At 52.6% G+C, this 21485-nt stretch carries 21 protein-coding genes; 3 read left to right on the top strand and 18 right to left on the bottom strand.

All coding sequences use genetic code 11. The features are described from left to right. Positions 1–166: 166 nt before the first annotated feature. From NHAL_RS03500 to rpoE, 3 genes are read right to left on the bottom strand one after another with little or no spacing between them, the layout of a single operon-like run. Positions 167–1219, bottom strand: coding sequence for a MucB/RseB C-terminal domain-containing protein (locus tag NHAL_RS03500; RefSeq protein WP_013031789.1), 1053 nt, complete (start codon positions 1217–1219; stop codon positions 167–169). Then, positions 1203–1772: a sigma-E factor negative regulatory protein gene (locus NHAL_RS03495; RefSeq protein WP_013031788.1), complete on the bottom strand. Its 570-nt coding sequence runs from the start codon at positions 1770–1772 to the stop codon at positions 1203–1205. Before NHAL_RS03495 ends, NHAL_RS03500 begins: the two co-directional genes overlap by 17 nt. Positions 1773–1829: 57 nt before the next feature. After that, complete coding sequence (rpoE, locus tag NHAL_RS03490) at positions 1830–2420, bottom strand: RNA polymerase sigma factor RpoE (RefSeq protein WP_013031787.1); 591 nt, start codon at positions 2418–2420, stop codon at positions 1830–1832. A 185-nt stretch (positions 2421–2605) separates the two neighbouring features. On the opposite strand from rpoE, the gene nadB reads away from it, so the two are divergent. Next, the gene (nadB, locus tag NHAL_RS03485; protein WP_013031786.1) at positions 2606–4240 is read left to right on the top strand and encodes an L-aspartate oxidase; all 1635 of its coding nucleotides are present in this window, start codon (positions 2606–2608) and stop codon (positions 4238–4240) included. A 46-nt stretch (positions 4241–4286) separates the two neighbouring features. Here the strand turns inward: nadB and NHAL_RS03480 are convergent, their stop codons facing one another. The 6 genes from NHAL_RS03480 to sdhC are packed head-to-tail and all read right to left on the bottom strand — an operon-like array spanning position 4287 to position 8136. After that, positions 4287–4730, bottom strand: a complete 444-nt coding sequence (locus tag NHAL_RS03480) for a protein YgfX (RefSeq protein ID WP_013031785.1) — start codon at positions 4728–4730, stop codon at positions 4287–4289. Continuing rightward, positions 4693–4941: a succinate dehydrogenase assembly factor 2 gene (locus tag NHAL_RS03475; RefSeq protein WP_013031784.1), complete on the bottom strand. Its 249-nt coding sequence runs from the start codon at positions 4939–4941 to the stop codon at positions 4693–4695. Before NHAL_RS03475 ends, NHAL_RS03480 begins: the two co-directional genes overlap by 38 nt. A gap of 12 nt (positions 4942–4953) precedes the next feature. Further along, complete coding sequence (locus NHAL_RS03470; protein WP_013031783.1) at positions 4954–5649, bottom strand: succinate dehydrogenase iron-sulfur subunit; 696 nt, start codon at positions 5647–5649, stop codon at positions 4954–4956. A gap of 23 nt (positions 5650–5672) precedes the next feature. Beyond that, a complete protein-coding gene (sdhA, locus tag NHAL_RS03465) occupies positions 5673–7436 on the bottom strand; it encodes a succinate dehydrogenase flavoprotein subunit (RefSeq protein WP_013031782.1) in 1764 nt (587 codons plus the stop codon). Continuing rightward, a complete protein-coding gene (gene sdhD, locus NHAL_RS03460) occupies positions 7433–7762 on the bottom strand; it encodes a succinate dehydrogenase, hydrophobic membrane anchor protein (protein WP_013031781.1) in 330 nt (109 codons plus the stop codon). The genes sdhA and sdhD overlap by 4 nt, the downstream gene beginning before the upstream one ends. After that, on the bottom strand, positions 7759–8136 hold the full coding sequence (gene sdhC / locus NHAL_RS03455; RefSeq protein ID WP_013031780.1) for a succinate dehydrogenase, cytochrome b556 subunit: 378 nt from the start codon (positions 8134–8136) through the stop codon (positions 7759–7761). The genes sdhD and sdhC overlap by 4 nt, the downstream gene beginning before the upstream one ends. 189 nt (positions 8137–8325) lie before the next feature. Here sdhC and ygfZ point away from each other — a divergent pair, with 189 nt between their 5' ends. Then, positions 8326–9363 carry a CAF17-like 4Fe-4S cluster assembly/insertion protein YgfZ gene (gene ygfZ, locus NHAL_RS03450; protein ID WP_013031779.1) on the top strand — a complete coding sequence of 346 codons (1038 nt, stop codon included), beginning with the start codon at positions 8326–8328 and terminating at the stop codon, positions 9361–9363. Positions 9364–9406: 43 nt separating this feature from the next. On the opposite strand, the gene NHAL_RS03445 is transcribed toward ygfZ, so the two are convergent. From NHAL_RS03445 to cysC, 9 genes are all read right to left on the bottom strand, one after another. Continuing rightward, positions 9407–9736, bottom strand: a complete 330-nt coding sequence (locus NHAL_RS03445; RefSeq protein ID WP_013031778.1) for an HU family DNA-binding protein — start codon at positions 9734–9736, stop codon at positions 9407–9409. Positions 9737–9877: 141 nt separating this feature from the next. Further along, complete coding sequence (locus NHAL_RS03440; protein WP_238985427.1) at positions 9878–10804, bottom strand: MraY family glycosyltransferase; 927 nt, start codon at positions 10802–10804, stop codon at positions 9878–9880. A 101-nt stretch (positions 10805–10905) separates the two neighbouring features. Then, positions 10906–12042: a glycosyltransferase family 4 protein gene (locus NHAL_RS03435; protein ID WP_013031776.1), complete on the bottom strand. Its 1137-nt coding sequence runs from the start codon at positions 12040–12042 to the stop codon at positions 10906–10908. A gap of 28 nt (positions 12043–12070) precedes the next feature. Further along, the gene (asnB, locus tag NHAL_RS03430) at positions 12071–14065 is read right to left on the bottom strand and encodes an asparagine synthase (glutamine-hydrolyzing) (protein ID WP_013031775.1); all 1995 of its coding nucleotides are present in this window, start codon (positions 14063–14065) and stop codon (positions 12071–12073) included. Then, positions 14065–15204: a glycosyltransferase family 4 protein gene (locus tag NHAL_RS03425; protein ID WP_013031774.1), complete on the bottom strand. Its 1140-nt coding sequence runs from the start codon at positions 15202–15204 to the stop codon at positions 14065–14067. Before NHAL_RS03425 ends, asnB begins: the two co-directional genes overlap by 1 nt. 34 nt (positions 15205–15238) lie before the next feature. Then, complete coding sequence (locus NHAL_RS03420) at positions 15239–16345, bottom strand: glycosyltransferase (protein ID WP_013031773.1); 1107 nt, start codon at positions 16343–16345, stop codon at positions 15239–15241. Beyond that, positions 16342–17775: an oligosaccharide flippase family protein gene (locus NHAL_RS03415; RefSeq protein WP_013031772.1), complete on the bottom strand. Its 1434-nt coding sequence runs from the start codon at positions 17773–17775 to the stop codon at positions 16342–16344. Before NHAL_RS03415 ends, NHAL_RS03420 begins: the two co-directional genes overlap by 4 nt. 106 nt (positions 17776–17881) lie before the next feature. Further along, positions 17882–19294 (bottom strand): MBL fold metallo-hydrolase RNA specificity domain-containing protein, encoded by a 1413-nt coding sequence (locus NHAL_RS03410; RefSeq protein ID WP_013031771.1) that lies wholly within the window; start codon positions 19292–19294, stop codon positions 17882–17884. Continuing rightward, the gene (cysC, locus tag NHAL_RS03405; RefSeq protein ID WP_013031770.1) at positions 19291–19920 is read right to left on the bottom strand and encodes an adenylyl-sulfate kinase; all 630 of its coding nucleotides are present in this window, start codon (positions 19918–19920) and stop codon (positions 19291–19293) included. The genes NHAL_RS03410 and cysC overlap by 4 nt, the downstream gene beginning before the upstream one ends. Before the next feature lie 162 nt (positions 19921–20082). Between cysC and NHAL_RS03400 the strand changes: the two genes are divergently transcribed. After that, the gene (locus NHAL_RS03400; protein WP_013031769.1) at positions 20083–21453 is read left to right on the top strand and encodes a mannose-1-phosphate guanylyltransferase/mannose-6-phosphate isomerase; all 1371 of its coding nucleotides are present in this window, start codon (positions 20083–20085) and stop codon (positions 21451–21453) included. Positions 21454–21485: the final 32 nt, after the last annotated feature.

The raw sequence follows: 21485 nt of genomic DNA, 5'->3' as shown, positions 1-21485 counted from the left end.
TAGGGGCAGGACGCAATGGCGCCCTGGGGCCACTCCCCGCAAGGAGGAGTAACGCCGTCAGCCGCGCCGCCTAAAAGGTGCAATAGGGCGGCGGCCAAAAAGTCAGAATTCATAGCACCTTTCCCGGGCTTCTAAGCGTTCAACTGCCCTTTACTCGATTCAAGGCTTAATCCGAATCGGAGCCTGTATAGCGAATGGATTTCCCCATTCGCTTTACCGTGGTATGGGGAACTTCTCCCACCACCGTCAGGTAATGGAGCGCTTGAATAGCGCCATAGACATTAACCGCCCCCATGTTTGAAAAACCATGTAAGTGGCCCTGTTGGGCGTGCATAATACGCTCGATAAATATGGATACCGAGCTAAGCCCATCCGAATAAACCAAGTGTTCTACAGGCACTTGACCATTGGGCAACAAATGCCTGCCATGAGCTACCAGAGTAAATCCAGCAGGAATCCAGCCGACTTGCCACTGGCTTTCATAATCACCGGCATTAACACTAAGGGGCTCACCTTCCCGCCACGAGAATTCTCTTCCTGTCACTGCGGGCACCAACGCCGTATCGGGAATTTCTTCAGGTAGCAAAAGTGAGGTAAACATCATCTGCTCAAGGGCGCGTTCCCCTTCCCCTTCCCCGACCATCATCGTTTTCAACAACAGTCCTGTCTCGTTATCCACCCACAGGCGATAACCGTAACGATACTGGTCTTTGGGAATAATGACGACCTGCTGGGTTTCCCTGCCTGCAATCCGGTCTGGTTCCCCGAGGGAGAACCGATAATGCTCTCGCATGGCCTTCAGCTTAGCGGGCAAACGCCTCGAAAAGCCATTGTTGTCATGGAAGTTCTTGCCCCTCGCAACTACCTTAGGATAGTGGTGCTCATCCACTAACACGGCCTTGTCATCAGGGAGTATACAAGTGACTAATTCATTGTTGCGGACAATCTCCCGGGGCACGCCGTTAAGAGATACCAAGCGCTCGTATTCTCCCTCTTTGTCCGCCTTATGGATCACGCGGACTGCCTTAAGCTGGTTATTCCGCAGATAAACGAATACCCCCTGGTAGTTCAGGGATTCTGCCGCCCGTCCCATTCTATCAAGCAACTGTAACGCGGCATCGAATTCCTTCGCTATCGAAACGCCAGGAAGAGGTACGGTCAGAATGGTGAAGAAAAGGGCGCAAATAAATCCTTGATGATGCTTAACGGGAGCTTTCATAGGATACGATACGTCCATAGCGAAGCATACCCGGCATATCGACATATTCAGTGTGATTAACCAAGTAGGTGTTCAGACGCTCCTCAACCTCAGGCTCGAGGGCCACTCGGCGATTATTTTCCTGAGCCCGCATCACTTCAGAACCTGGAACAACCGGTGGTGTAGTCGCAATTTGGGATTCGGGGACTAACGGCTCACTGGTCAGCGCTTGGATCCCTAATACGGCGATTGCGCTCAATGATGCAGCGAGAGCAAGGCCTGCTCCGTACCGCCATTTCAAACGTAATTGCCGAGAGACATTAGCCCCACGGTGTTGTTCTACCAATAAATGGGGTTCGTTTTCCAGAGCCCGAGAGACTTGCCCCGCTAAGTCATATAACGACGCTTCTGGCAGGTGACCTTGCAAGGAGTCCCGGATCAAATGATAATTTTCCCAACGCCTACGCACCTCTTCTTTTGCCTTGAAAGCTTGGAGTACGGATTTTGTCTCTTCAGGTGAGAGCTGCTCCCCATCCATCAAGGCCGATAGTTGTTCATTAATTTCATCATTCATCACGGTTCCAACCATCCATAATCTTTTGATATTTAAGACCTAAACAACTTCGAGTCGTTAATAGGTGGTGAGATTGGTTAAAAGAGGTTTGATCTTTTCGTCGATGGCCTCTCGGGCTCGGAAAATACGCGAGCGCACCGTGCCGATAGGACAATCCATCGCCTCAGCAATTTCCGCGTAGCTCATGCCTTCGAATTCGCGCAAGGTAATTGCCATCCGTAACTCATCCGGTAATTCCTCAATGGTGTCATTTACCGTCTTTTCGATTTCGTCACGTAGCAGCAGATGTTCGGGTGTGGCATACTCTTTTAGTACCGTTTCTGCGGCATACTGTTCCGCATCTTTCGCATCGATGTCGTTCTCGGGCGGTCGACGGTTTTGGGCCACCAAGTAATTTTTGGATGTATTGATGGCAATGCGATACAACCAAGTATAAAACGCGCTTTCCCCTCGGAATCGGGGTAAAGCGCGGTAAGCCTTGATAAAGGCCTCTTGTGCCACATCTAGAGCCTCTCCAGGGTCGTGGATGTAACGGGAAACAAGCCTTAAAATTTTCCGCTGGTACTTGAGAACCAGCATATCAAATGCTTTTTTGTCCCCGCGCTGAACGCGCTGCACCAATTCACGATCAACTTGCTTGTCGCTCATTCCAGCCTGCCTATCCCGCCGGAAAGCGACTCGGCCTGTCAACATCATAGACAGTTACATTATCGAGTAGTTCGTATCCCATAAGTTCGCCGATTAAGTATTAACTAGTTTATTATTCTGAACTGTTTTCTATCCACGTACCAGAGAGCGGTCCAAAAAACTCGTCGAGGAGTACCTCTAACCCCATGATTCATAATTATGACGTGCTGATCATCGGTAGCGGCGCTGCTGGCTTAACGCTAGCCTTGCACCTCGCCCCTCACGCCCGGGTGGCTATCTTGTCTAAACGCACCCTTGAAGAAGGGGCTAGCCTCTACGCCCAGGGGGGGATCTCCGTTGCCCTCGACAAGAATGATTCTACAGAATCCCATATTGAGGATACCTTACGAGTGGGATCCGATCTATGCCATCAAGCGGCGGTCCGCTTTACTGTCGAACAGGCCCGCGAAGCCATCAGCTGGTTGATTGAACAAGGGATTGCCTTCACCCGCGAGAGCAATGGGGGGCCCGGCTATCATCTTACCCGAGAAGGTGGTCATAGCCACCGCCGAGTTATTCATGCGGCGGATGCCACGGGCCGGGTCGTAGAGAATAAACTGGTTCAGCTGACTAAAATAGGCTCCAATATTGAAATATTGGAGAATCATGTCGCCATCGACCTTATTACTAGCCATAAATTAGGGCGGGACGGCAATCAATGCTTAGGGGCTTATGCCCTCAATCGGACCGAAAATCGGGTAGATACCTTTAGCGCCCGTTGTGTTGTCCTCGCCACCGGCGGCGCCGGTAAAGTTTACCTTTATACCAGCAACCCGGATGTTTGTACTGGAGATGGGATTGCGATGGGCTGGCGTGCCGGCTGCCGGGTGGCCAATATGGAATTTATTCAGTTCCACCCCACTTGCCTCTATCATCCCCAGGCCAAGTCTTTCCTGATCACAGAGGCATTGCGGGGAGAAGGAGGGCGATTACTTCTGCCTAATGGCAACTCCTTCATGCACCGCTTCGACCGGCGCGGTGAATTGGCCCCCCGTGATATTGTGGCTCGAACCATTGACCATGAAATGAAGCGCTTAGGAATTGACTGTGTATACCTGGATATTAGTCACAAATCAGCCGAGTTTATCCGCCAGCATTTCCCTAACGTCTATGCCCACTGCTTAAAGTTTGGCATCGACATCACCCAAGAACCCATTCCCGTGGTGCCTGCCGCCCATTACACTTGTGGCGGTATCATCACCGATCTTCGGGGGCAAACCGATCTTGAAAACCTCTATGCCATCGGTGAAACGGCCCATACCGGACTCCACGGCGCCAACCGTATGGCCAGCAACTCACTGCTAGAGTGCCTGGTCTTTGCTCGTGCGGCCGCTCAGGATATTAATGCCCGGCTTGCGGAAATCTCACGACCCGAATCTCTACCTCCTTGGGATGAAAGCCAGGTAACCGACTCTGAAGAAGAGATTGTGGTCGCCCACAACTGGGATGAGCTACGGCGCTTTATGTGGGACTATGTGGGGATCGTTCGGACGGTAAAGCGCTTACAACGGGCCAAACGCCGCGTTGATTTATTGCTTCAGGAGATCGCCGAATATTATGGTAACTTCCGGATTACCAATGACCTCATCGAGCTACGCAATCTCGTCATCGTCGCCGATCTTATTATCCGCTCAGCCTCAGAACGCAAGGAAAGCCGAGGATTGCATTATCTCTTAGATTACCCGCAAAAAAGCCCTTTGGCCCAAAATACCGTATTAACCCCTCCAGGACATCAACCTAGCTCACCTTCCCAGTCCCTATTCCACCACAATCCCTCATGAACGACCGCAATAGGCGCCATGCTTATAAAGGGATACATCTTGGAAGTCAAGTCCGGGTGATGCGCAAACGCACCCGCAACCGCCGCAGGACTTCCAGATTGACATTATCCGGCAACAACACGACGCTTGCCCGTCGCCACCAGGGTCCCAGCACAAAATTTAGCACCACCAGGCGGGGTCCCACTAGGCCGCCAGGAAGCAACTTACCAACCCGCTCCCTGCCATCGCGTTGCCGCAAACGCCAAACATTGTGGCCATCCCAGGAAATCTGGACGATTGCCCTCGGGCTTAAAAGCAAAGCCTGGCCCCGTAAACTTAGGTAAAAACTGACAAGAATGGCAAGACTCAAGAGCGCTTTCAGTTCCCACCAAAGCGCCAACCCAGGAAGAAGCGCCAAAACCCCGCCGTGGACAGCAACAAGGTAGACTGCCAAAACCCGGGAAGGGTAACGTTTAAGGTAGAGAGGTACGGCGTATTTTAGCGATGACATTGGCAGTTACGGGATCGGGATGAGAGTCCTCGCCCAGACAATACTGCCATAGCTGAGGATCGGAATGGTGCAAAAGCGCCTCAAATGCCCGCTTTTCTTCATCGGAAATGGCGTGGTAGGAAGTTTCAAGAAAAGTCCCTAGCAGCAAGTCTAATTCCAGCAACCCGCGCCGACAGCGCCAACGCAGACGACATAGAGGGTCCTTTGACATGGCCTGTAGTACTCAAATGGAGTCCTTCATCATCCGATGTTTGATGCGGCTGATGGCTTCGGCAGGGTTAAGATTCTTCGGGCAAACATCAGCGCAATTCATAATGGTATGGCAACGGAACAATTTATAGGCATCATCCAATTCTGATAAACGCTCTTCGGTGGCCTGATCCCGGTTATCCACCACAAAGCGGTAGGCCCATAACAAAGCGGCAGGCCCCCGGAATTTTTCCGGGTTCCACCACCAGGAGGGACAGGCGGTAGAACAACAGGCACAAAGGATGCATTCATAGAGACCATCCAATTGCTTTCGCTCTTCGGGGGATTGCAGGAATTCAACTTCCGGTACCGGATCTTCCCGGATCATCCAGGGCTTCACTGCCCGATACTGTTGGTAAAACTGGCTCAGATCCACGACCAGATCGCGAATCACGGGTCTGCCGGGTAAGGGACGCAAGACTATGGGCTCTTTGAGACTAGCCAAAGGGGTAATGCAGGCCAAGCCATTGCGGCCATTAATGTTCATCCCATCGGAGCCACAGACTCCCTCCCCACAGGAGCGACGGAAGGAAAGGCTTTCATCCTGCGCCCGGATCTTCTCTAAGGCATCCAACAGCATCATATCCGGCTGAGTCTCGCTCAGCGCGTAATCTTGCATGTAAGGTTTAGTATCGGTTTCCGGATTGTAGCGATAAATGCGAAAGCGCACGATTTTTCACCCTATCCTCACGGTTAATAAACTCTTTCCTTTGGAGGGAACGATTCCACGGTCAAAGGTTTCAACCGTACCGGCTTATATTCTATTTGTTCTTGTTCCTGAAAATACAAGGAGTGCTTAAGCCAGCGGGCATCGTCCCGCTCCGGGTAATCGACCCGATAGTGGGCACCTCGACTCTCCTGCCGCGCCAGGGCGCAACGCACGACCGCCTGAGCGAGATCCACTAAATTTTCCAGTTCCAAAGCGTCAAGCCGGGCGGTATTGAAAATTTTGCTCTGGTCCTTCAAACGCACATGCTGGAGACGCTCCGCAATCTCCGCTACCTTTTCCACCCCCTCTTTAAGCACCTCTTCATTACGGAACACGCCGCAGTTCTGTTCCATGACCTTTTGCAATTCGGCGCGTAACCCATCCACACTTTCCCCATCACCCGAACGTTCCCAACGGGCTAGGCGTTCCAAAGCCTGCTCCACACTCTCAGAGGCTAACGCCCGGTGATAGCGGTGTCCCTCCAGGTACTCGATAATATGGTTACCGGCGGCCCGCCCGAACACCACAATGTCCAGCAATGAATTCCCCCCTAGGCGGTTAGCTCCATGGACGGAGACACAGGCGCATTCCCCCACCGCATATAATCCAGGGATGGCTTCCTCGGCACCTTCATTATAGGGAGCTACCACTTGCCCAAAGCGATTAGTGGGAATCCCCCCCATCACGTAATGGCAGGTTGGATAGACGGGAATGGGTTGCTCAATGGGGTCCAGGTGCAGAAAAGTCAAAACAGTCTGCCGGATGCCCGGTAGACGCTCCTTAATGACCTTTTCCCCCAGATGATCCAACTTGAGCAAGACATAATCGCCATGGGGGCCACAACCCCGTCCTTCTTTCACTTCGGTATAAATAGCTCGGCTGACCACATCGCGGCTCGCCAGATCCTTAACGTGGGGGGCATAACGCTCCATGAAACGTTCCCCTTCACGATTAATCAGATAACCCCCTTCCCCTCGTACTCCTTCGGTGATTAGCATGCCCTTGCCCGCGACACCGGTGGGGTGAAATTGGACAAACTCCATATCCTGGAGAGGAATTCCGGCGCGGGAAGCCATGGCCATACCATCGCCAGTATTGATCCGGGCATTGGTATTGGTGCGGAAAAGCTGTCCAGCTCCCCCCGTCGCCAGCAAAGTACATTTGGCTTCGATAATCCAGGGCTGACCCGTTTCGATCTCTAGCGCCACCGCGCCCAAGATATAACCCTTGGCATCCTTAATCAGATCCAAGGCAAAAAATTCATCGAAAAAATGGGTTTTGGCCCGAATATTTTGTTGATAGAGGCTGTGAAGAATCGCATGACCAGTACGGTCAGCGGCGGCGCAGGTTCGAGCTGCCTGCTCGCCACCGAAGTTTTGGCTTTGTCCTCCAAAAGCCCGCTGATAGATTTTTCCATTCTCCAAACGGGAAAAGGGGACCCCGGCATGTTCCAAGTCAATCACCAAATGAGAGGCTGCCCGGCACATATACTCAATGGCGTCTTGATCCCCTAAATAATCGCTTCCCTTTACCGTATCATACATATGCCATAGCCAATTGTCGGGCAGCACATTGGCAAGCGCGGCATTCATCCCCCCTTGGGCGGCAACAGTATGGGAACGGGTAGGAAAAACCTTAGAGACCACGGCCACATTCGCTTCCGCCTGAGCTAACTGCAGGGCCGCCCGGAGTCCTCCTCCACCGGCCCCAATAACCAATACATCAAAGCGTCGCCGAGGCAAATTCATCTCAACAATATCCTGACAATCCAGAATGCAATCCCACTATACCCTATCACGACCAAAGAATGGGCAAATAAGCGCAGCGGCGTAGAGTGCACATAATCGAGAATCACATCCCGCAACCCTACCCAGGCATGTAGCAACAAGGCACCGAAAAAAAGGGTCACCAAAACGCTTATTAACGGCTCCCCCACCCACCGTTGCCACTCCTCGTAGGATTCGAAGGGGTCCTGCACTAGGCGAATAAAAAAAAGCAACAACACCACTAGCATAAACACTGCCGTCACCCGCTGCACCAACCAGGCGCGCAAGCCGGTCATTACCCCCTTCACCACAACACTCCTGCAATCAATAGGGTGACCACTAATGCTGAGACGTTCGCGATGCGCGCGCTCCAACTCGGCCGGTAGTCCTTCACGCCCACATGGATATCGAATAATAGAAAGCGAATTCCCGCAAAAATGTGGTGAAGCAGTGCCCAAAGCACCACCATACCCACCAATTTTACCCCGAGGCTATTAAAAAACCCGATGACCTGGGCAAAGCCCTCAGAATCTTGCAAGGAGAGATCCAACAAATACACTAAAACCGGTACCAGAAGTGAAAGAATCACCCCTGAAATACGATGCAGGGCCGAGACGATTGCATTTGCCGGAAAGCGGATCAAAGCCAAATTAAGAAAAGTCGGGCGATGATGATTAGCCATCGGTTCCACTCAAGCTGATAAGTCTACGTGCTCCATCCATGCCCCACACCTTCTCCCCTTATTTGTAGCTATGTTTCAATGAAGTCTTTAACTACTCACTAGGGATGTTCGCAGATTAAAATGGTGTTAGGCAAGTCATTCATAATTCTAGCCTAAAGATTCCACTCGGATAAGGAGAAAACCAGACGAATGCAACAGGAATGGAAGTCTTTTCTGAGACAAGCAGGCGCGGTCTTTGACGGGGATAGAGTCCTCCATTTTGGACACCCTCAGGACGAATCAACAGCCGCTGGCTCCTTCATGACTGATTTATCCCACTTAGGATTGATTGCGCTTACCGGAGAAGACGCAAGCACACTTCTCCAGAATGTCCTTACCAATGATATCGGAGAAGTCAATGCACAGCGCAGCCAACTAACAGGGCTCTGTAACCCTAAGGGCCGATTACTAGCAATTCTACGACTTTTCCAATGGGATACCAATTTTTATCTGAGCCTCCCCCATAGCCTCTTAGAAGCAGTGCTGAAAAAACTGAATATGTATGTCCTAAGGGCCCAAGTCTCCCTTATAGACGCCAGTGAACAATACTGTTGCTTGGGGCTGGCCGGTCTGCAAGCGAGTGATGAACTCAGACACTGCTTGGGGAAGGCTCCGACAGCAGTCAATGAAGTCTATCAAACCTCTAGCTGCTGTGTGCTTCGGGTGCCCGGCGATCCCCCCCGATTCGAAGTGGTGGGAGAGTTCGACGCCCTCCAAAAACTCTGGAGCAAACTCAGTAAAACCGCCGTACCCGTAGGCACTCATTTTTGGGAGTTGGCCACGATTCGGGCGGGTATCGCCACTATTTATCCTGAAACCCAAGAGTCGTTTATCCCCCAGCAGGTTAATCTAGAACTCACAGAGGGGGTAAGCTTCACTAAAGGTTGCTATCCTGGCCAGGAAGTGGTTGCTCGCATGCATTATCGCGGCAAACCGAGTCGCCGAATGTTTCTCGCCCATATGATCACGGATAAACGGCCTCAGCCAGGTGATCCGGTCTATCTAGCCGATGGCAAAGAAGGGCAAACCGTCGGTGAAATCGTCGCTGCCCAACCGGCACCGGAAGGAGGCTACGACAGTCTAGTGGTGTTACAACTCGCCAGCCTTGAAAAAGGCGATATGGTGTGGAACAGCGGGAATGGGCCAGAACTCACGCTCCGGGAACTTCCCTATGAATTAGGAAAGTAAGACCAAAAAATTGCGGGCGGCCTTAGGGCCGCCCGCTCACGGGTCAATTGAGACGCCTATGACCTGTATCAAAGGCCCTAAAACGTAAGTAACTACGGGGGGGAACCTGAATGATTTCTCCCGTTCTAGGATTGCGGGCTTCGCGGGCATCCATGTGCTTAGCGTAGAATTTGCCAAAATGGCTGAGGCGCACTTCCTGCCCAGAAGTCAAGTCGGCAATCACCTGCTTCTTGAAGGCGGCAAGAATTTCTTCCACCTGGTCCGGGGTCATACCTGTTTGCTTTGCAATGCGCCCTGCCAATTCCTTATCGCCAACCCCATAGACAGAGAGCGAAACCATCATCAAAATAAGGGACAAGATAATCTTCTTCATTTTATCTCCTTACCGCCCTAGCGGGATCATTCTTTTATCAAATCCAATGCCCGTTCCTGTAAATTGCCACATAAATACTAGCCAGTACTTACCCCAAAGGACGTGACACGGATCCCAAATCAAGGAAGTAAGAAGCACAACTCATTCTTTTGGATACATGGGGCATAAGCGTTCAACCCCTACGTAGGCCACCCCAAGAAACATCAGCGTGGCGAGAAACACCCAGGGTAGGGTTTCCCGGTTTGCACTTGCCCACAGGGCTGCAGCGACCAACCCTGTATTGACGCCGCTAATGGCTAAAAGCACTTTACGATGAGACCATCCGGCCTGGTGTAACCGTTGATAGGCATGGGAACGATGGGCGCTATACCAACGCTCGCCGGCCAAAATCCGGCGCAGCAAAGTCACCGTGGCGTCAAACCAGAACACACCGTAGACCATCATCCACAGCAAAACCGGAATATCCCAGCAAATGTGTCCAGCAAGGGCAAAAGCAGCAATCAGAAACCCCAGAAAACTACTGCCCCCATCTCCCATAAAAATCCTGGCAGGAGGCCAATTCCATACCAGAAAGCCAGCGACTACGGCCACCAACACCCAAGCCAGATAGGCGTAACCATACGCCCCTGCCTGCCACAACCACCCCCCCCCGGCACTGAAAACAAAACAAGCCTCCATAGCTGCAAGACCATCCGTGCCATCCATGAAGTTAAAGAGGTTAATCGACCAAACTATGGCAACAAGGGCGCTCAATACTCCTAATCCCTGCCAAGAAAATATCTCCCAATCGGGATTAGCCTCCCTAGCCCATAAAAAATAAACCGCGATTACAGCGGCGATGAGGTGCACCAGAGCGCGCCACAGAGGGCTTAAATCATAAAGATCATCCCCGTAGCCAATCCCCGCCACTAGAATCCCCCCTGGCAATAAAAAAAGTGCGGCATTGGAAGATAATTCACCACTGGCCCAAGTTAGCAAAACTGTTACCAACCATAGCCCCACGAACACCATCCCTCCTCCCCGGGGGGTGGGTAGCTGGTGGGAAGAGCGCGCATTAGGGACATCCATGAGTCCCTTACCCAAAGCATAGCGCCGAAAACAGCCAACCAATCCCAGGGATAAAAAGAAAAAGGCCAACAGCGAAACTAGAAACCAATCGGCATTAATATTTATATCCTGGCTCCCTTCGATAACAATCCCCCATACAATTTAAAGGTCTGCTCGATGACCTGTTCTAGCGAATACTCTGCCATCGCTAATGCCCGCCCTTCCCTGCTCATCGTTCTGCGCCTAGCCGGATCTTCGATCAACCTTTGTAGGGAATGCGCCAAACTATGACTATCCCGTGCCGAGACAAGCAAACCATTGATGCCATGATGGACAATCTCTCGGCAACCGGGAACATCAGTCGCCACAATGGCCCGACCACAAGCCGCAGCCTCAATGAGTACCTTAGGCAAGCCCTCTCGATAAGAGGGTAAACAAACCAGATTAGCCTGGGCGAAAACCTCTGGCATGTCCTCCCGATGGCCCCACCATTCCACTACCCCTTCCGCCTCCCAGGCCTGTAAAGTCTCCGGCGGCACCGTAGTAGGATTTCCCGGATCGGGGGCACCTGCTAACACAAAACGGGCTTGCACACCTTTTGCCCGAAGCCAGCGGGCTGCTTCAACAAATTCCCCCACCCCCTTGTCCCAAAGCAGCCGTGATGCCAGGAGAACGAGCGGGGTGCCCGAGGGCTCCGGACGTGGGGCATAGACGGCCATATCCACCCCCGACCCCCTGATCAAGAGTGTCGCAGGTTCAGCCACTACCCCACTTTTGACAAAGAGGGAGCGATCGTTTTGGTTTTGAAATAGGGTGCAACCATTGCGGTGTCCTAGCGCTAACCGCAGGGCAGCTTTAAGGCCTTGGCGCAAAAAAGTCGCTTTCCAACCGGGAGTAATGAAAGTATAACCCAATCCGGTGAGGGCATTGACCACTCCAGGGACACGGGCCAAGCGGGCGGCCATACCGCCATAGAGGACCGGCTTGAGGGTGACATGATGAACCAAGTCCGGCCTCAACCGCCGATAAAGAAAATAGAGGGCGATAAGCCCTCCCGCCTCCTTCCCTGGGTTCCGACCCTGTCGATTGAGGGGAATAGGATGGTAAGAGAAACCCTGCTGCTGAATGTCCTTCACGGCAGCAGACTTCGGGGTGGCCACATGGACATCATATCCCCTTTGCCTAGCCGCCTGGGCAAGGGGCAGACGATGAGAAAGGAAAAAGGCGGCCTCATTAACGACAAAAAGAAGACGAGACACGGAATTACTGAATTACTGAATTACTGAATTACTGAGCTTCCAACCATGCTTGAAACATTAAGACGCACCAGAGGGGATATTGCCAGTTACGCCGTCCGGTGAGATGCTCTTCCCATTTTTGGCGGATAGGCCCAGGGTGGAAATACCCTTCTCGCTTGAGTTTGCTTTCATCAAGCAAATCCTCTGTCCAGTCACGCAACGGCCCACGCAACCAAATGTCAATAGGCACCCCGAAGCCCATCTTCGGACGCTCTACCAATTCCTTAGGAACATAGCGGTGTAATATCTGGCGCAACATCCACTTGCCTGCCCCCTCCCGCACCTTCAGCCCTACCGGAAGGCGCCAAGCAAACTCCACCAGGCGATGATCCAGCAACGGAACCCGGACTTCCAAACTCACTGCCATACTGGCCCGGTCCACCTTGGTCAGGATATCATCGGGAAGATAGGTCATCAGATCCAGGAACATCATGCGCTCGGTAAGGTCGGTCAGGGTAAGATGAGACCACACTTTATCCGCAATACCTGAGGTTTCAGAACCATTGATGACAATACTACTAGGGTTTTGCCATTGTGAAATGAGCTGTTCATAGATGACGGCAGGAGAATCCGAAGCCAAAACGGCCGCTAGCTTGTGCAATTTATCGCCCGGATGGACTTGCCGGAGCCGGGCCGGTAAAAAAGGACCCGCGCTTGCGAAAACCCGGTCCCAAACCCGGGGCGGGGGAAGCCGCAACCCTTGGGCAGCCATTTGGCGCGCAAAGCGAGGAATCCGCCCCACCTTGCTCCAGATCCGCCTACACCAGAAATAGCGGTTATACCCCCCCAATAGCTCATCGCCTCCATCCCCAGACAGGGCCACGGTGACATGCCGCCGTGCCAATTGGGACACCAGAAAAGTGGGAATCTGAGAGGAGTCGGCAAAAGGTTCATCATAGAGGGTTGGAAGCCGAGGGATCACGGCCATGGCTTCCTGGGGGTTGATATAAAGCTCGGTATGATCCGTACCTAAATGGCGGGCCACTTGGGCAGCATGAACCGCTTCATTATAGCCCTGCTCGTGGAAACCAATGGAGAAAGTTTTGACGGGTTGACTGCTTTGAGCTTGCATGAGGGCGGCAACCATTGAGGAATCAATCCCTCCAGAGAGAAAGGCCCCCAGGGGGACATCGGCTACCATCTTACCCGCCACGGCTTCCCGTAGCCGCTCCTCCAACTCAGCGATGGCCTCTTCATCACTGCCCCTAAAAGGGGCTGCGCCTCCCTTTTCCACCGCTTCCCAGGCAGACCAATAGGCCACCGGTGCAATCATCTGGCCTCCTGAGCCCTCCGTCTCTGGAAAGGGGGTGGGAGCCTTACCTGCTGTTAAGGCTTCCCAAGGCAAAGCTAAAAAACATCCTGGCGGAAGCTTGTAAATTCCTTTATAGATAGAAAAAGGGGTGGGGATATAGTTATGACGCATAAAAAGGGTCACTGCTTTCCGCTCTATCTCCCCCTGCCAGGCAGGGTGCGCCCTGAGCGCCTTCAGTTCGGAGCCAAACAGAAAGGCCCCCTTCATCCAACCATAATATAAGGGCTTCTCTCCTAGCCGATCCCGGGCAAGATAAAGCACCCGCGCCTTTCTATCCCAGAGGGCCAAGGCAAACATCCCCACACAGCGCCGCAGGGTTTCACCCACCCCCCAAGTCTCGATCCCCGCGAGCAAAACTTCCGTATCCGAGTGGCCGCGCCACTGAGTTCCTCTCTGTTCTAGCTCTGCCCTAAGTGTTTGATAGTTATATACCTCCCCATTAAAGGCCATCACATAGCGACCACTAGCAGACTGCATAGGTTGGTGACCGCTGGCAGAAAGATCCACCACCGCCAAGCGCCTATGAGCGAGATGAATTCCCGTCTCCCGTTCCAGCCAGATCCCCTGATCGTCTGGCCCCCGGTGGACCAAGCACGAGGCCATCTTAGTGAGGATATGCTCAGCCCGATCCGCCGGCAGCGAAGAATCATAGAATCCTCCAAAGCCGCACATTAAGGGGTCACTTCCATGTACAATTTTTCGTACTGGCGCACAATTTCCGAGAGACTAAAATGCTCAATGATGCGTTCGCGCGCTTTAACTCCCCGTTGCTTGCGGCCTTTGGCCCCGGCTGCGATTAAGTCCTGCCAGGCAGCGGCTAGGGCCCGGAAATCTTTGGGCGGCACCACTTTACCCGTGCCGCCAATAAGATAGGCAGAATCGCCCACATCTGTAGCTACACAGGGTACGCCGCAGGCCATCGCCTCGCCCAGCACGTTAGGAAAACCCTCCCCCCACGCTGATGACACCGTGGCAATATCGAGTGCCGGCATTAGTCCAGGAATGTCCTCTCGCTCCCCCAGCAAAATGACTTTTGAGCTTAAACCTAACTGGCGAATAAGTTCGGTTAAGGGGCCATTGGACAGGTCGATGCCCCGCCCGGCTAATAGAAAAGCAACCTTCATTTCCGCCCCTGCCTTCATGAGCTCTGCTGCTGCCTGAAGAAAATTGGCGTGGTCCTTCATGGGATGATAGCGGGCAATCAACCCAATCAAGACGGTATGAGAGGGGATTGCTAGCTCACGCCTGAGCCGCTTCCTCATCTTCCTGTCAGGGTGGTATTCCCTATAGTCGAAACCATTAGGGATAATCCGGGTCTTCTCGGGCTTAAATCCAACCACCTCATGTTGAAAGGCACTGGTTTTACTATTATAGAGAATAAGGCGTGGCCTCTCGGAGAGCCATGCTCCCCCATAAATTACCCCCCGGGTAAGTCTTCGTTCCTTGGACAGATCATAGAGGGATTGCCGAATATTCCACAGCACTGGGATTTCCAGCCCTAGGGAAGAGGCCGCCACGGTGGCCGCTAGATTGCCGTGATACATCCAGCCTTGAATCAGATCGGGAGCGAGCTTTTTGAGCAGGCCACGCAGATGAATCAAAGCCCTGGGGCCTGGAAGACCCCGCCTCATCCCCAGGGTATATACCGGAATCCCGAGGGATTGGATCTGATGACCCACAACCCCCTTCTCCAACAAAGAAATCACGCTGGGGTTAAAGTGCGACGTGGTTCGATTTGCCAACAATCGAAACAAAGCCCGCTCTGCCCCCCCCACATCTAATCCAGTAATGATATGAACTATGTTTACCATGCAATACCACTATTTCTCCGGGAAAGAAGCATTTTCAAAGATTGAGGACCTCAAGGTAGGCGGTAATTGCCGCCTCTAGGCTAAAGTCTGCAGCCCGCCCCCTCAATACCGAGGCTGTGGGACCCCTGCCCTCTAAAATATCCATCATTGCTTTGGCCATATGGAGATCATCCCCCACTCCAACCAGAGGCCCATAGGTTCTATCATGGAGAATTTCAGCGGGCCCGCTCGGGCAATCGGTGGCAACCACCGGTGTGCCCACTGCCATGGCTTCAACCAATACGTTTCCAAAACCTTCCCAAGCCGAGGACAACACAAAAACCGCTGCTCGACCCATATAAGCGTAGGGATTGTGTACAAAACCAGGTAAGGCCACATCCTGTTGAAGATTCAGGGTCCTGATCAGGGCCTCCAGCTTTGGACGCTCCTCCCCTTCGCCAAGGATGATCAGCCGTGCCAAACGCTGTTCCCGGACTCGGGCAAAAGCCCGGATCAGGGTCGGGAAATCTTTTTGTGCCGTCAATCGTCCTATGCCGAGAATCACCGGAGGCTGATCGGCTCCCAACCAGGGATGCGGAATAGGAGCTTGAGCTTGGGCTAACAAATCGGGGATAACCACGGGGTTATAAATGACTTGAATCTTCTCAGGGGCCAGGCCCGTAGTCTGGATCAAGTCCTCGGCAACCCCCTGGGAGACAGTCACAACTTTTTTAGCTCCTGGATACCAACGGGTGATGAGCCAAGGAATAAAGCGGGCCCGCCAGACCTTGGTATGGCGCTGTTCAACGGAGAGTGTGCTATGCACACTGACCACACAACTTGCCTTGGAGGCGGCCAAACGCTTGGCCACTAAAGCAATAAGATTAGCGTGGTCCAAAGCTGAAAGCAGGGCCTGAGGTTGCTCCCGCCGTAAATAACGCACCAACCCCGGCAAGCTTTTTATTACCCGGGAAACTCCCAAATTCACCACATGAACCGCTTCGGGGACTCGGTTAAGGTAAGGTCCCTCCGCACTGGCCAGGACCAAGTCAACGAGCAAACCCCGCTCAGCAAATCCTTCAGCCAGAGTCAACATCACCCGCTCCGCACCGCCGCCATGAAGGGAAGGCAAAAATAAAGCGAGACGCTTGGTTTTGCTCATATAGTGCGCCGTTCAGGAAAGAGGCGATTAAATAGCAGGATGCGACTGTCGGCAATATTGAACACCAAAACGAAAAGCCCATAACTGACCATACCGACAAAAACCTGAATACTAAGCCCCATTAATCCTTCGAGGGAGAGTAATGGCCAAAGGGCGAGCCCCATGACAAAGGTGGCACCAAGAATTTTCAGGCTCTCGTATCCTGGAATAGGCAATTTAAAATAGCGCCGTCCTAGCATCATACTCAACACTAATGCCGATAGATAAGCACAGAGGGTTCCATAGGCAGCGCCCATGATACTGAGCTTAGGAATCAACCAAAGGTTTAAGATCAAATTGATGGTGGCCGCCACTAGCGCAATCCAAACTTGCACGATGGTGCGCTGACCAAGCTGGAAAGCCAAATCAAAATAATAGGCCTTGATACCGGCAAGGAATGAGGCAATTGCAATCCAGAAACTGAGCGCCACGGCGGCTTTTCTGAATTCGGCGCCGAGCACCACCTGGGCAATATTTGGCGCCAAAAGGACCAAACCCACGGTAGCAGGCAAGGCGATACTTAAAAGGCCGATTGCATTTTTTTTTAACTGGACTTGCGCGGCTCCCCGCCCTTTCTGCTCTAGCGCATGAACGGCCAGGGGATAAGCAGCCAAATGGACAACCATCATCAATACCCCCAGGGCCTGGTTAGGCAGGTCATAACCCACCGCATATAGCCCCGCCGAATGGGACCCTTGCAACCATCCAAGCAGCAATCGGTCGGAACTGCTCACCACGAAGGTCAAGGCAAAAGTGGCGGTGAGGGGGAGACCATAGGAGAGCAGCTGCCCCATCAACCCTTTATCAACATGATGGGGGCTAAGATGGCGCCACTCCTCCCGCGCCCAGAGGACGACGGCAAGGATGAGACCGCCGATGAGTCCCCAAAGCACACCGGCAGCGCCGAATCCCCACCAGGCAAGGGTGCCGCCTAAGGCGAGCGAAGCCAGCGACTTGGTGATGGCCAACAACCCATAGCGCTGGGGAGTCAGCTGGGAGGCGGCCATCTGTAGATTAGCGTCAAACAGGGCTTGGGCCCATAAAAAAAGGATTCCCAAACCAATCAATGCACGCATCTCGGCCTCTGGCCAGCAGCTCCACAGAACTAGCCCCAGCATTGCGCTGAGTATTACCACCGCCAGATAACCGGCCACCAGGGTAGACAGAAATATCGGTTTGCGATCTCGATACCGCGCCAGATATCGTAGGAGTCCTAGATTCAGCCACTGAAACAGAACCGCATTGGCAAGGCCTACTGCGGCAATGACAAGGGCATAGTGACCGTATTCCTCAGGGGCAAGCAGACGAGTGTAAATGGCTAGGGCGGTAAAATTGATCAGTCCAGGCAAACCCCGGGCAAGGGTATATAAAGCGCTATGTTGCAGCAACATAGAGAGTCTGCCCCCCTCTCAGTGGGTTCAACATGGATCAGAGCCAGCATGGCCCTTTAGATGGGAATCAGGGAACATAGGCTTAGAAAAATTTTCGAATGGCCCCTTAAGGTATCTTTACTTGTGCTTGAGGTAAGAGTCGCTGAAGTTGCCTTGACAAGGCCGCTTTAGCTTTCTGTTCCCCATGGACGATACGGATTTCTTTCGGCTTTTTTTTCATTCTCCGGACAAAGCCCAGCAGATCTTTTTGATCCGCATGGGCCGAATAGCCCGCTAAGGTGTGCACCTGGGCATTGACGGTGTAACGCCGCCCTTCCAGTTCAACATAGCCGTTTTGAGGGCCATATTGCTGAATAGCTCGACCCGGAGTGCCTGCCGCCTGATAGCCCACCAAAACAATATCCGTCTTGGGGTTCTCCACCAAAGCCTTTAAATAGTTGACGATGCGGCCACCGGCACACATCCCACTGGCAGCAATCACCACGGTGGGGCGCGGACTTCGAGCCAGGTAAGCGACCGTGGCCAAGTGTTGCTCATGGCTACCAATGGTAGTCAGCTGCTCAAAGGCTAAAGGATGCCGACCTTGGATTTTTACCCTTTTAGCTTCTTGATCCCAGAATTTGCTAAGTTTTCGGTAAACCCGAGTAAAACGATTAGCCAGAGGCGAATCGACCACTATTTCCAGGTCTCTCCAGCGCAGCCCTGAAGCCACTTCCCGATCTCCAAAGCGATAGATAACCTGTTCCAGCTCATAGAGCAATTCCTGGGTCCGGCCAATACTAAAAGCAGGGATAAGCACCATACCCCGATTGCGGAAGCAGCGTTCGATGATTGCCTGTAGTTGGGCATGTCGCTCTTGGCGACCCTCGTGAAGCGTATCCCCATAAGTGCTTTCGATAATCAGGATATCGCTGCCGTAAGCAGGCTTGGGAGCGGGAAGAAGGGGGGCATAAGGCGCCCCGAGATCACCAGAAAACAGTACCGTGGTCGCCTGTTGACGCCCATTCGCCACCTTACATTCAATGTAAGCCGAGCCCAGGATATGTCCCGCCGGCTGGAAGCGCACTTGCAGGGAAGCTGCCTTACGGTTGCCTGGTATTTTTACCCAGCGCCCATAAGCCACAGGCTTAATTCGACTTTTCAAGACCTCAAGAAAGCGTCTAATCAACTCTTCATTCCGGGTAAAGCCCACCTTAACCGCATCTTCTAATACCAACGGCAGCAACACTGCCGTAGGCTCAGAGCAATAGATTTTACCCTCGAAACCCGCCGCTAAAAGATAAGGAATACGACCGACATGATCAATATGACAATGGGTCACTAGCAGAGCCTGTACCGCTGAAAGATCGAAATCAATCTCCAAAGCCCCCCTAGAGGCCCCTCCAGGTGAAGCCTCAACCCCTTGGAAAAGGCCGCAATCAATGAGCACCGAGCGGTAAGAGTCAATAAAGAGTTCGTGGCAGGAACCGGTTACCCCCGCAATGGCTCCATGATGCTTGATCCGGGCCCCCGCAGTCACATTTGAGCCACGGGTCTAGCCGCCTCCTCCGGAATGATGCCCCGGCATTTCAGTAAATTGATAACCATCTCTACATTTTCTTCTACAGCCTGAGAGCCCGTATCGACCACCAACTCTGGCTTTTCTGGTTCTTCATAGGGTGAGGACACTCCGGTAAACTCTGGAATCTCTCCAGCGCGGGCCCGTTTATAAAGGCCCTTCACATCCCGCTGTTCACATACAGCCAGAGAGGCTTGGCAATAGATTTCCAGGAAATCGCCCTCGGCCACTAAGCCGCGCACCCGCTGACGATCGTGCCGAAAAGGAGAGATAAATGCGGTCAGCGCAATCACTCCTGATTCAACAAAAAGCTTGCACATTTCTCCAATACGGCGGATATTCTCGGAACGGTCCTGCTCAGAAAAACCCAAATCAGCGCAAAGGCCATGGCGCACGTTATCACCATCGAAGACAAAAGTTCGGCATCCTATTTGGAAAAGCCGGGCCTCCACTGCATGGGCTAGAGTGGATTTGCCTGCGCCGGAAAGGCCAGTAAACCATAAAATAGCGCTCTTATGACCGTTTAATCTTTCTCGATCCGCGCGCATAACGAGGGGCTTGTGCCACACTGTGTTACTCGAGGACATGATTCTCTAGTTCCATAAAATTTATGCTCAAATATCCCTTCCTTAGGAAGGTGCATAACATGCACAGTATTAACCGACCATGGCATTGTCAACCAATTTCTTAAAGTTTTTACGGCCAGAAACGCTAAACTTTTAAACAAGATGGAGGTACGATAGTGCTCATTGGCAGACCGGCTTAACGGCAGTGCCTTCGATACCCCGCTGCCCGCTCCTCTGGTGGTATGCAATGAAGAGCACCGTTTCTTAGTTGCCGAACAAATGCGCCAAATCGGGATTGCTCCCCGCCAACTTATTTTGGAACCCTTCGGCCGCAATACCGCGCCGGCGCTTACCTTAGCCGCACTTTCGGTTTTGGAATCAGAGGAAGATTGGATCTTGTTGGTGATGCCGGCAGACCACGTTATCAACGATATCGGCACCTTCCAAGCCACTGTTCAAGCAGGGTATCAGCTCGCTCAAGACGGCTACGTGGTAACTTTTGGCATTGTCCCTACTCGAGCCGAAACCGGCTATGGCTATATTGAAATGGGTCAGCCATTACCCCAAAAGGCTGCTACTTCAGCGCCCGCTCCGAACGCTTTTACCCTAAAAGCTTTCGTGGAAAAACCGGATCAAGAGACGGCACAGCGCTATTTGCAGTCGGCTAATCACCTATGGAATAGTGGCATGTTCATGCTCCAGGCATCAGTATGGATAGAAGAGATTTCGACCCATGCCCCCGAGATTGAACAGGCCTGCCGTCAGGCTATGACAGAGGGGACTCAGGATGGCGAGTTTTTCCGAATAAAACCCGCTGCCTTTGAAGTTTGTCCTAGCAACTCTATCGATTACGCAGTGATGGAGAAACTGACCACTGAACACACCCTCCACCCTCCCGCAGTCGTTTCTCTAGATGCGGGCTGGTCCGATGTGGGGGCATGGCCTAGCCTGCTAGAAGCCAACCCACGGGATCAGAATGGCAATATGGTCCGGGGTGATGTTTACCTTGAAGAGACCCAGGATACCTTGATCCTATCAGAACACCGCATGGTCGCCGGTATTGGCCTAAAAGACCTCATGGTCATTGAAACACCGGATGCGGTACTCGTAGTCCACAAGGAACACGCCCAACACGTCAAGAATGTGGTGGCGAAACTCAAAGAAGGAGGACGAGAAGAATATATCAAGCACCGAAAAGTATATCGCCCTTGGGGCTGTTATGAGAGCATTGATTGTGGCACTCGTTTCCAAGTTAAGCGGATCACGGTAAACCCCGGCGCTTCGCTATCTTTACAAATGCACCATCATCGGGCCGAGCATTGGGTCGTCGTCAGAGGGACCGCACGTGTGATTCGAGGTAATGAAAGCACCCTGCTCTCTGAAAATCAATCGACCTATATCCCCATAGGTATTCAGCATCGATTGGAGAATCCCGGAAAGTTACCTTTAGAAATTATTGAAGTCCAGTCAGGGAGTTACCTGGGAGAGGATGATATTGTTCGTTTCGAAGACCATTATGGCCGGGCGGGAGATGCCTCCTTGGGCAAACTCTGACCCGAACGCCGCGATGATAATATCGATAGACT

This window comes from Nitrosococcus halophilus Nc 4, assembly GCF_000024725.1.
Classification (GTDB): Bacteria; Pseudomonadota; Gammaproteobacteria; order Nitrosococcales; family Nitrosococcaceae; genus Nitrosococcus; species Nitrosococcus halophilus.
Note: the sequence above shows the minus strand (reverse complement) of the source record. Positions and strands in the feature narration are given on the sequence as shown.

What these genes read in the sequence shown, in the direction of transcription:
- NHAL_RS03500 (WP_013031789.1), bottom strand. Translation starts at nt 1,219, where the DNA reads ATGAAAGCTCCCGTTAAGCATCATCAAGGATTTATTTGCGCCCTTTTC.
- NHAL_RS03495 (WP_013031788.1), bottom strand. Translation starts at nt 1,772, where the DNA reads ATGAATGATGAAATTAATGAACAACTATCGGCCTTGATGGATGGGGAG.
- rpoE (WP_013031787.1), bottom strand. Translation starts at nt 2,420, where the DNA reads ATGAGCGACAAGCAAGTTGATCGTGAATTGGTGCAGCGCGTTCAGCGC.
- nadB (WP_013031786.1), top strand. Translation starts at nt 2,606, where the DNA reads ATGATTCATAATTATGACGTGCTGATCATCGGTAGCGGCGCTGCTGGC.
- NHAL_RS03480 (WP_013031785.1), bottom strand. Translation starts at nt 4,730, where the DNA reads ATGTCATCGCTAAAATACGCCGTACCTCTCTACCTTAAACGTTACCCT.
- NHAL_RS03475 (WP_013031784.1), bottom strand. Translation starts at nt 4,941, where the DNA reads ATGTCAAAGGACCCTCTATGTCGTCTGCGTTGGCGCTGTCGGCGCGGG.
- sdhA (WP_013031782.1), bottom strand. Translation starts at nt 7,436, where the DNA reads ATGAATTTGCCTCGGCGACGCTTTGATGTATTGGTTATTGGGGCCGGT.
- sdhC (WP_013031780.1), bottom strand. Translation starts at nt 8,136, where the DNA reads ATGGCTAATCATCATCGCCCGACTTTTCTTAATTTGGCTTTGATCCGC.
- ygfZ (WP_013031779.1), top strand. Translation starts at nt 8,326, where the DNA reads ATGCAACAGGAATGGAAGTCTTTTCTGAGACAAGCAGGCGCGGTCTTT.
- NHAL_RS03445 (WP_013031778.1), bottom strand. Translation starts at nt 9,736, where the DNA reads ATGAAGAAGATTATCTTGTCCCTTATTTTGATGATGGTTTCGCTCTCT.
- NHAL_RS03440 (WP_238985427.1), bottom strand. Translation starts at nt 10,804, where the DNA reads ATGGATGTCCCTAATGCGCGCTCTTCCCACCAGCTACCCACCCCCCGG.
- asnB (WP_013031775.1), bottom strand. Translation starts at nt 14,065, where the DNA reads ATGTGCGGCTTTGGAGGATTCTATGATTCTTCGCTGCCGGCGGATCGG.
- NHAL_RS03425 (WP_013031774.1), bottom strand. Translation starts at nt 15,204, where the DNA reads ATGGTAAACATAGTTCATATCATTACTGGATTAGATGTGGGGGGGGCA.
- NHAL_RS03420 (WP_013031773.1), bottom strand. Translation starts at nt 16,345, where the DNA reads ATGAGCAAAACCAAGCGTCTCGCTTTATTTTTGCCTTCCCTTCATGGC.
- NHAL_RS03415 (WP_013031772.1), bottom strand. Translation starts at nt 17,775, where the DNA reads ATGTTGCTGCAACATAGCGCTTTATATACCCTTGCCCGGGGTTTGCCT.
- cysC (WP_013031770.1), bottom strand. Translation starts at nt 19,920, where the DNA reads ATGTCCTCGAGTAACACAGTGTGGCACAAGCCCCTCGTTATGCGCGCG.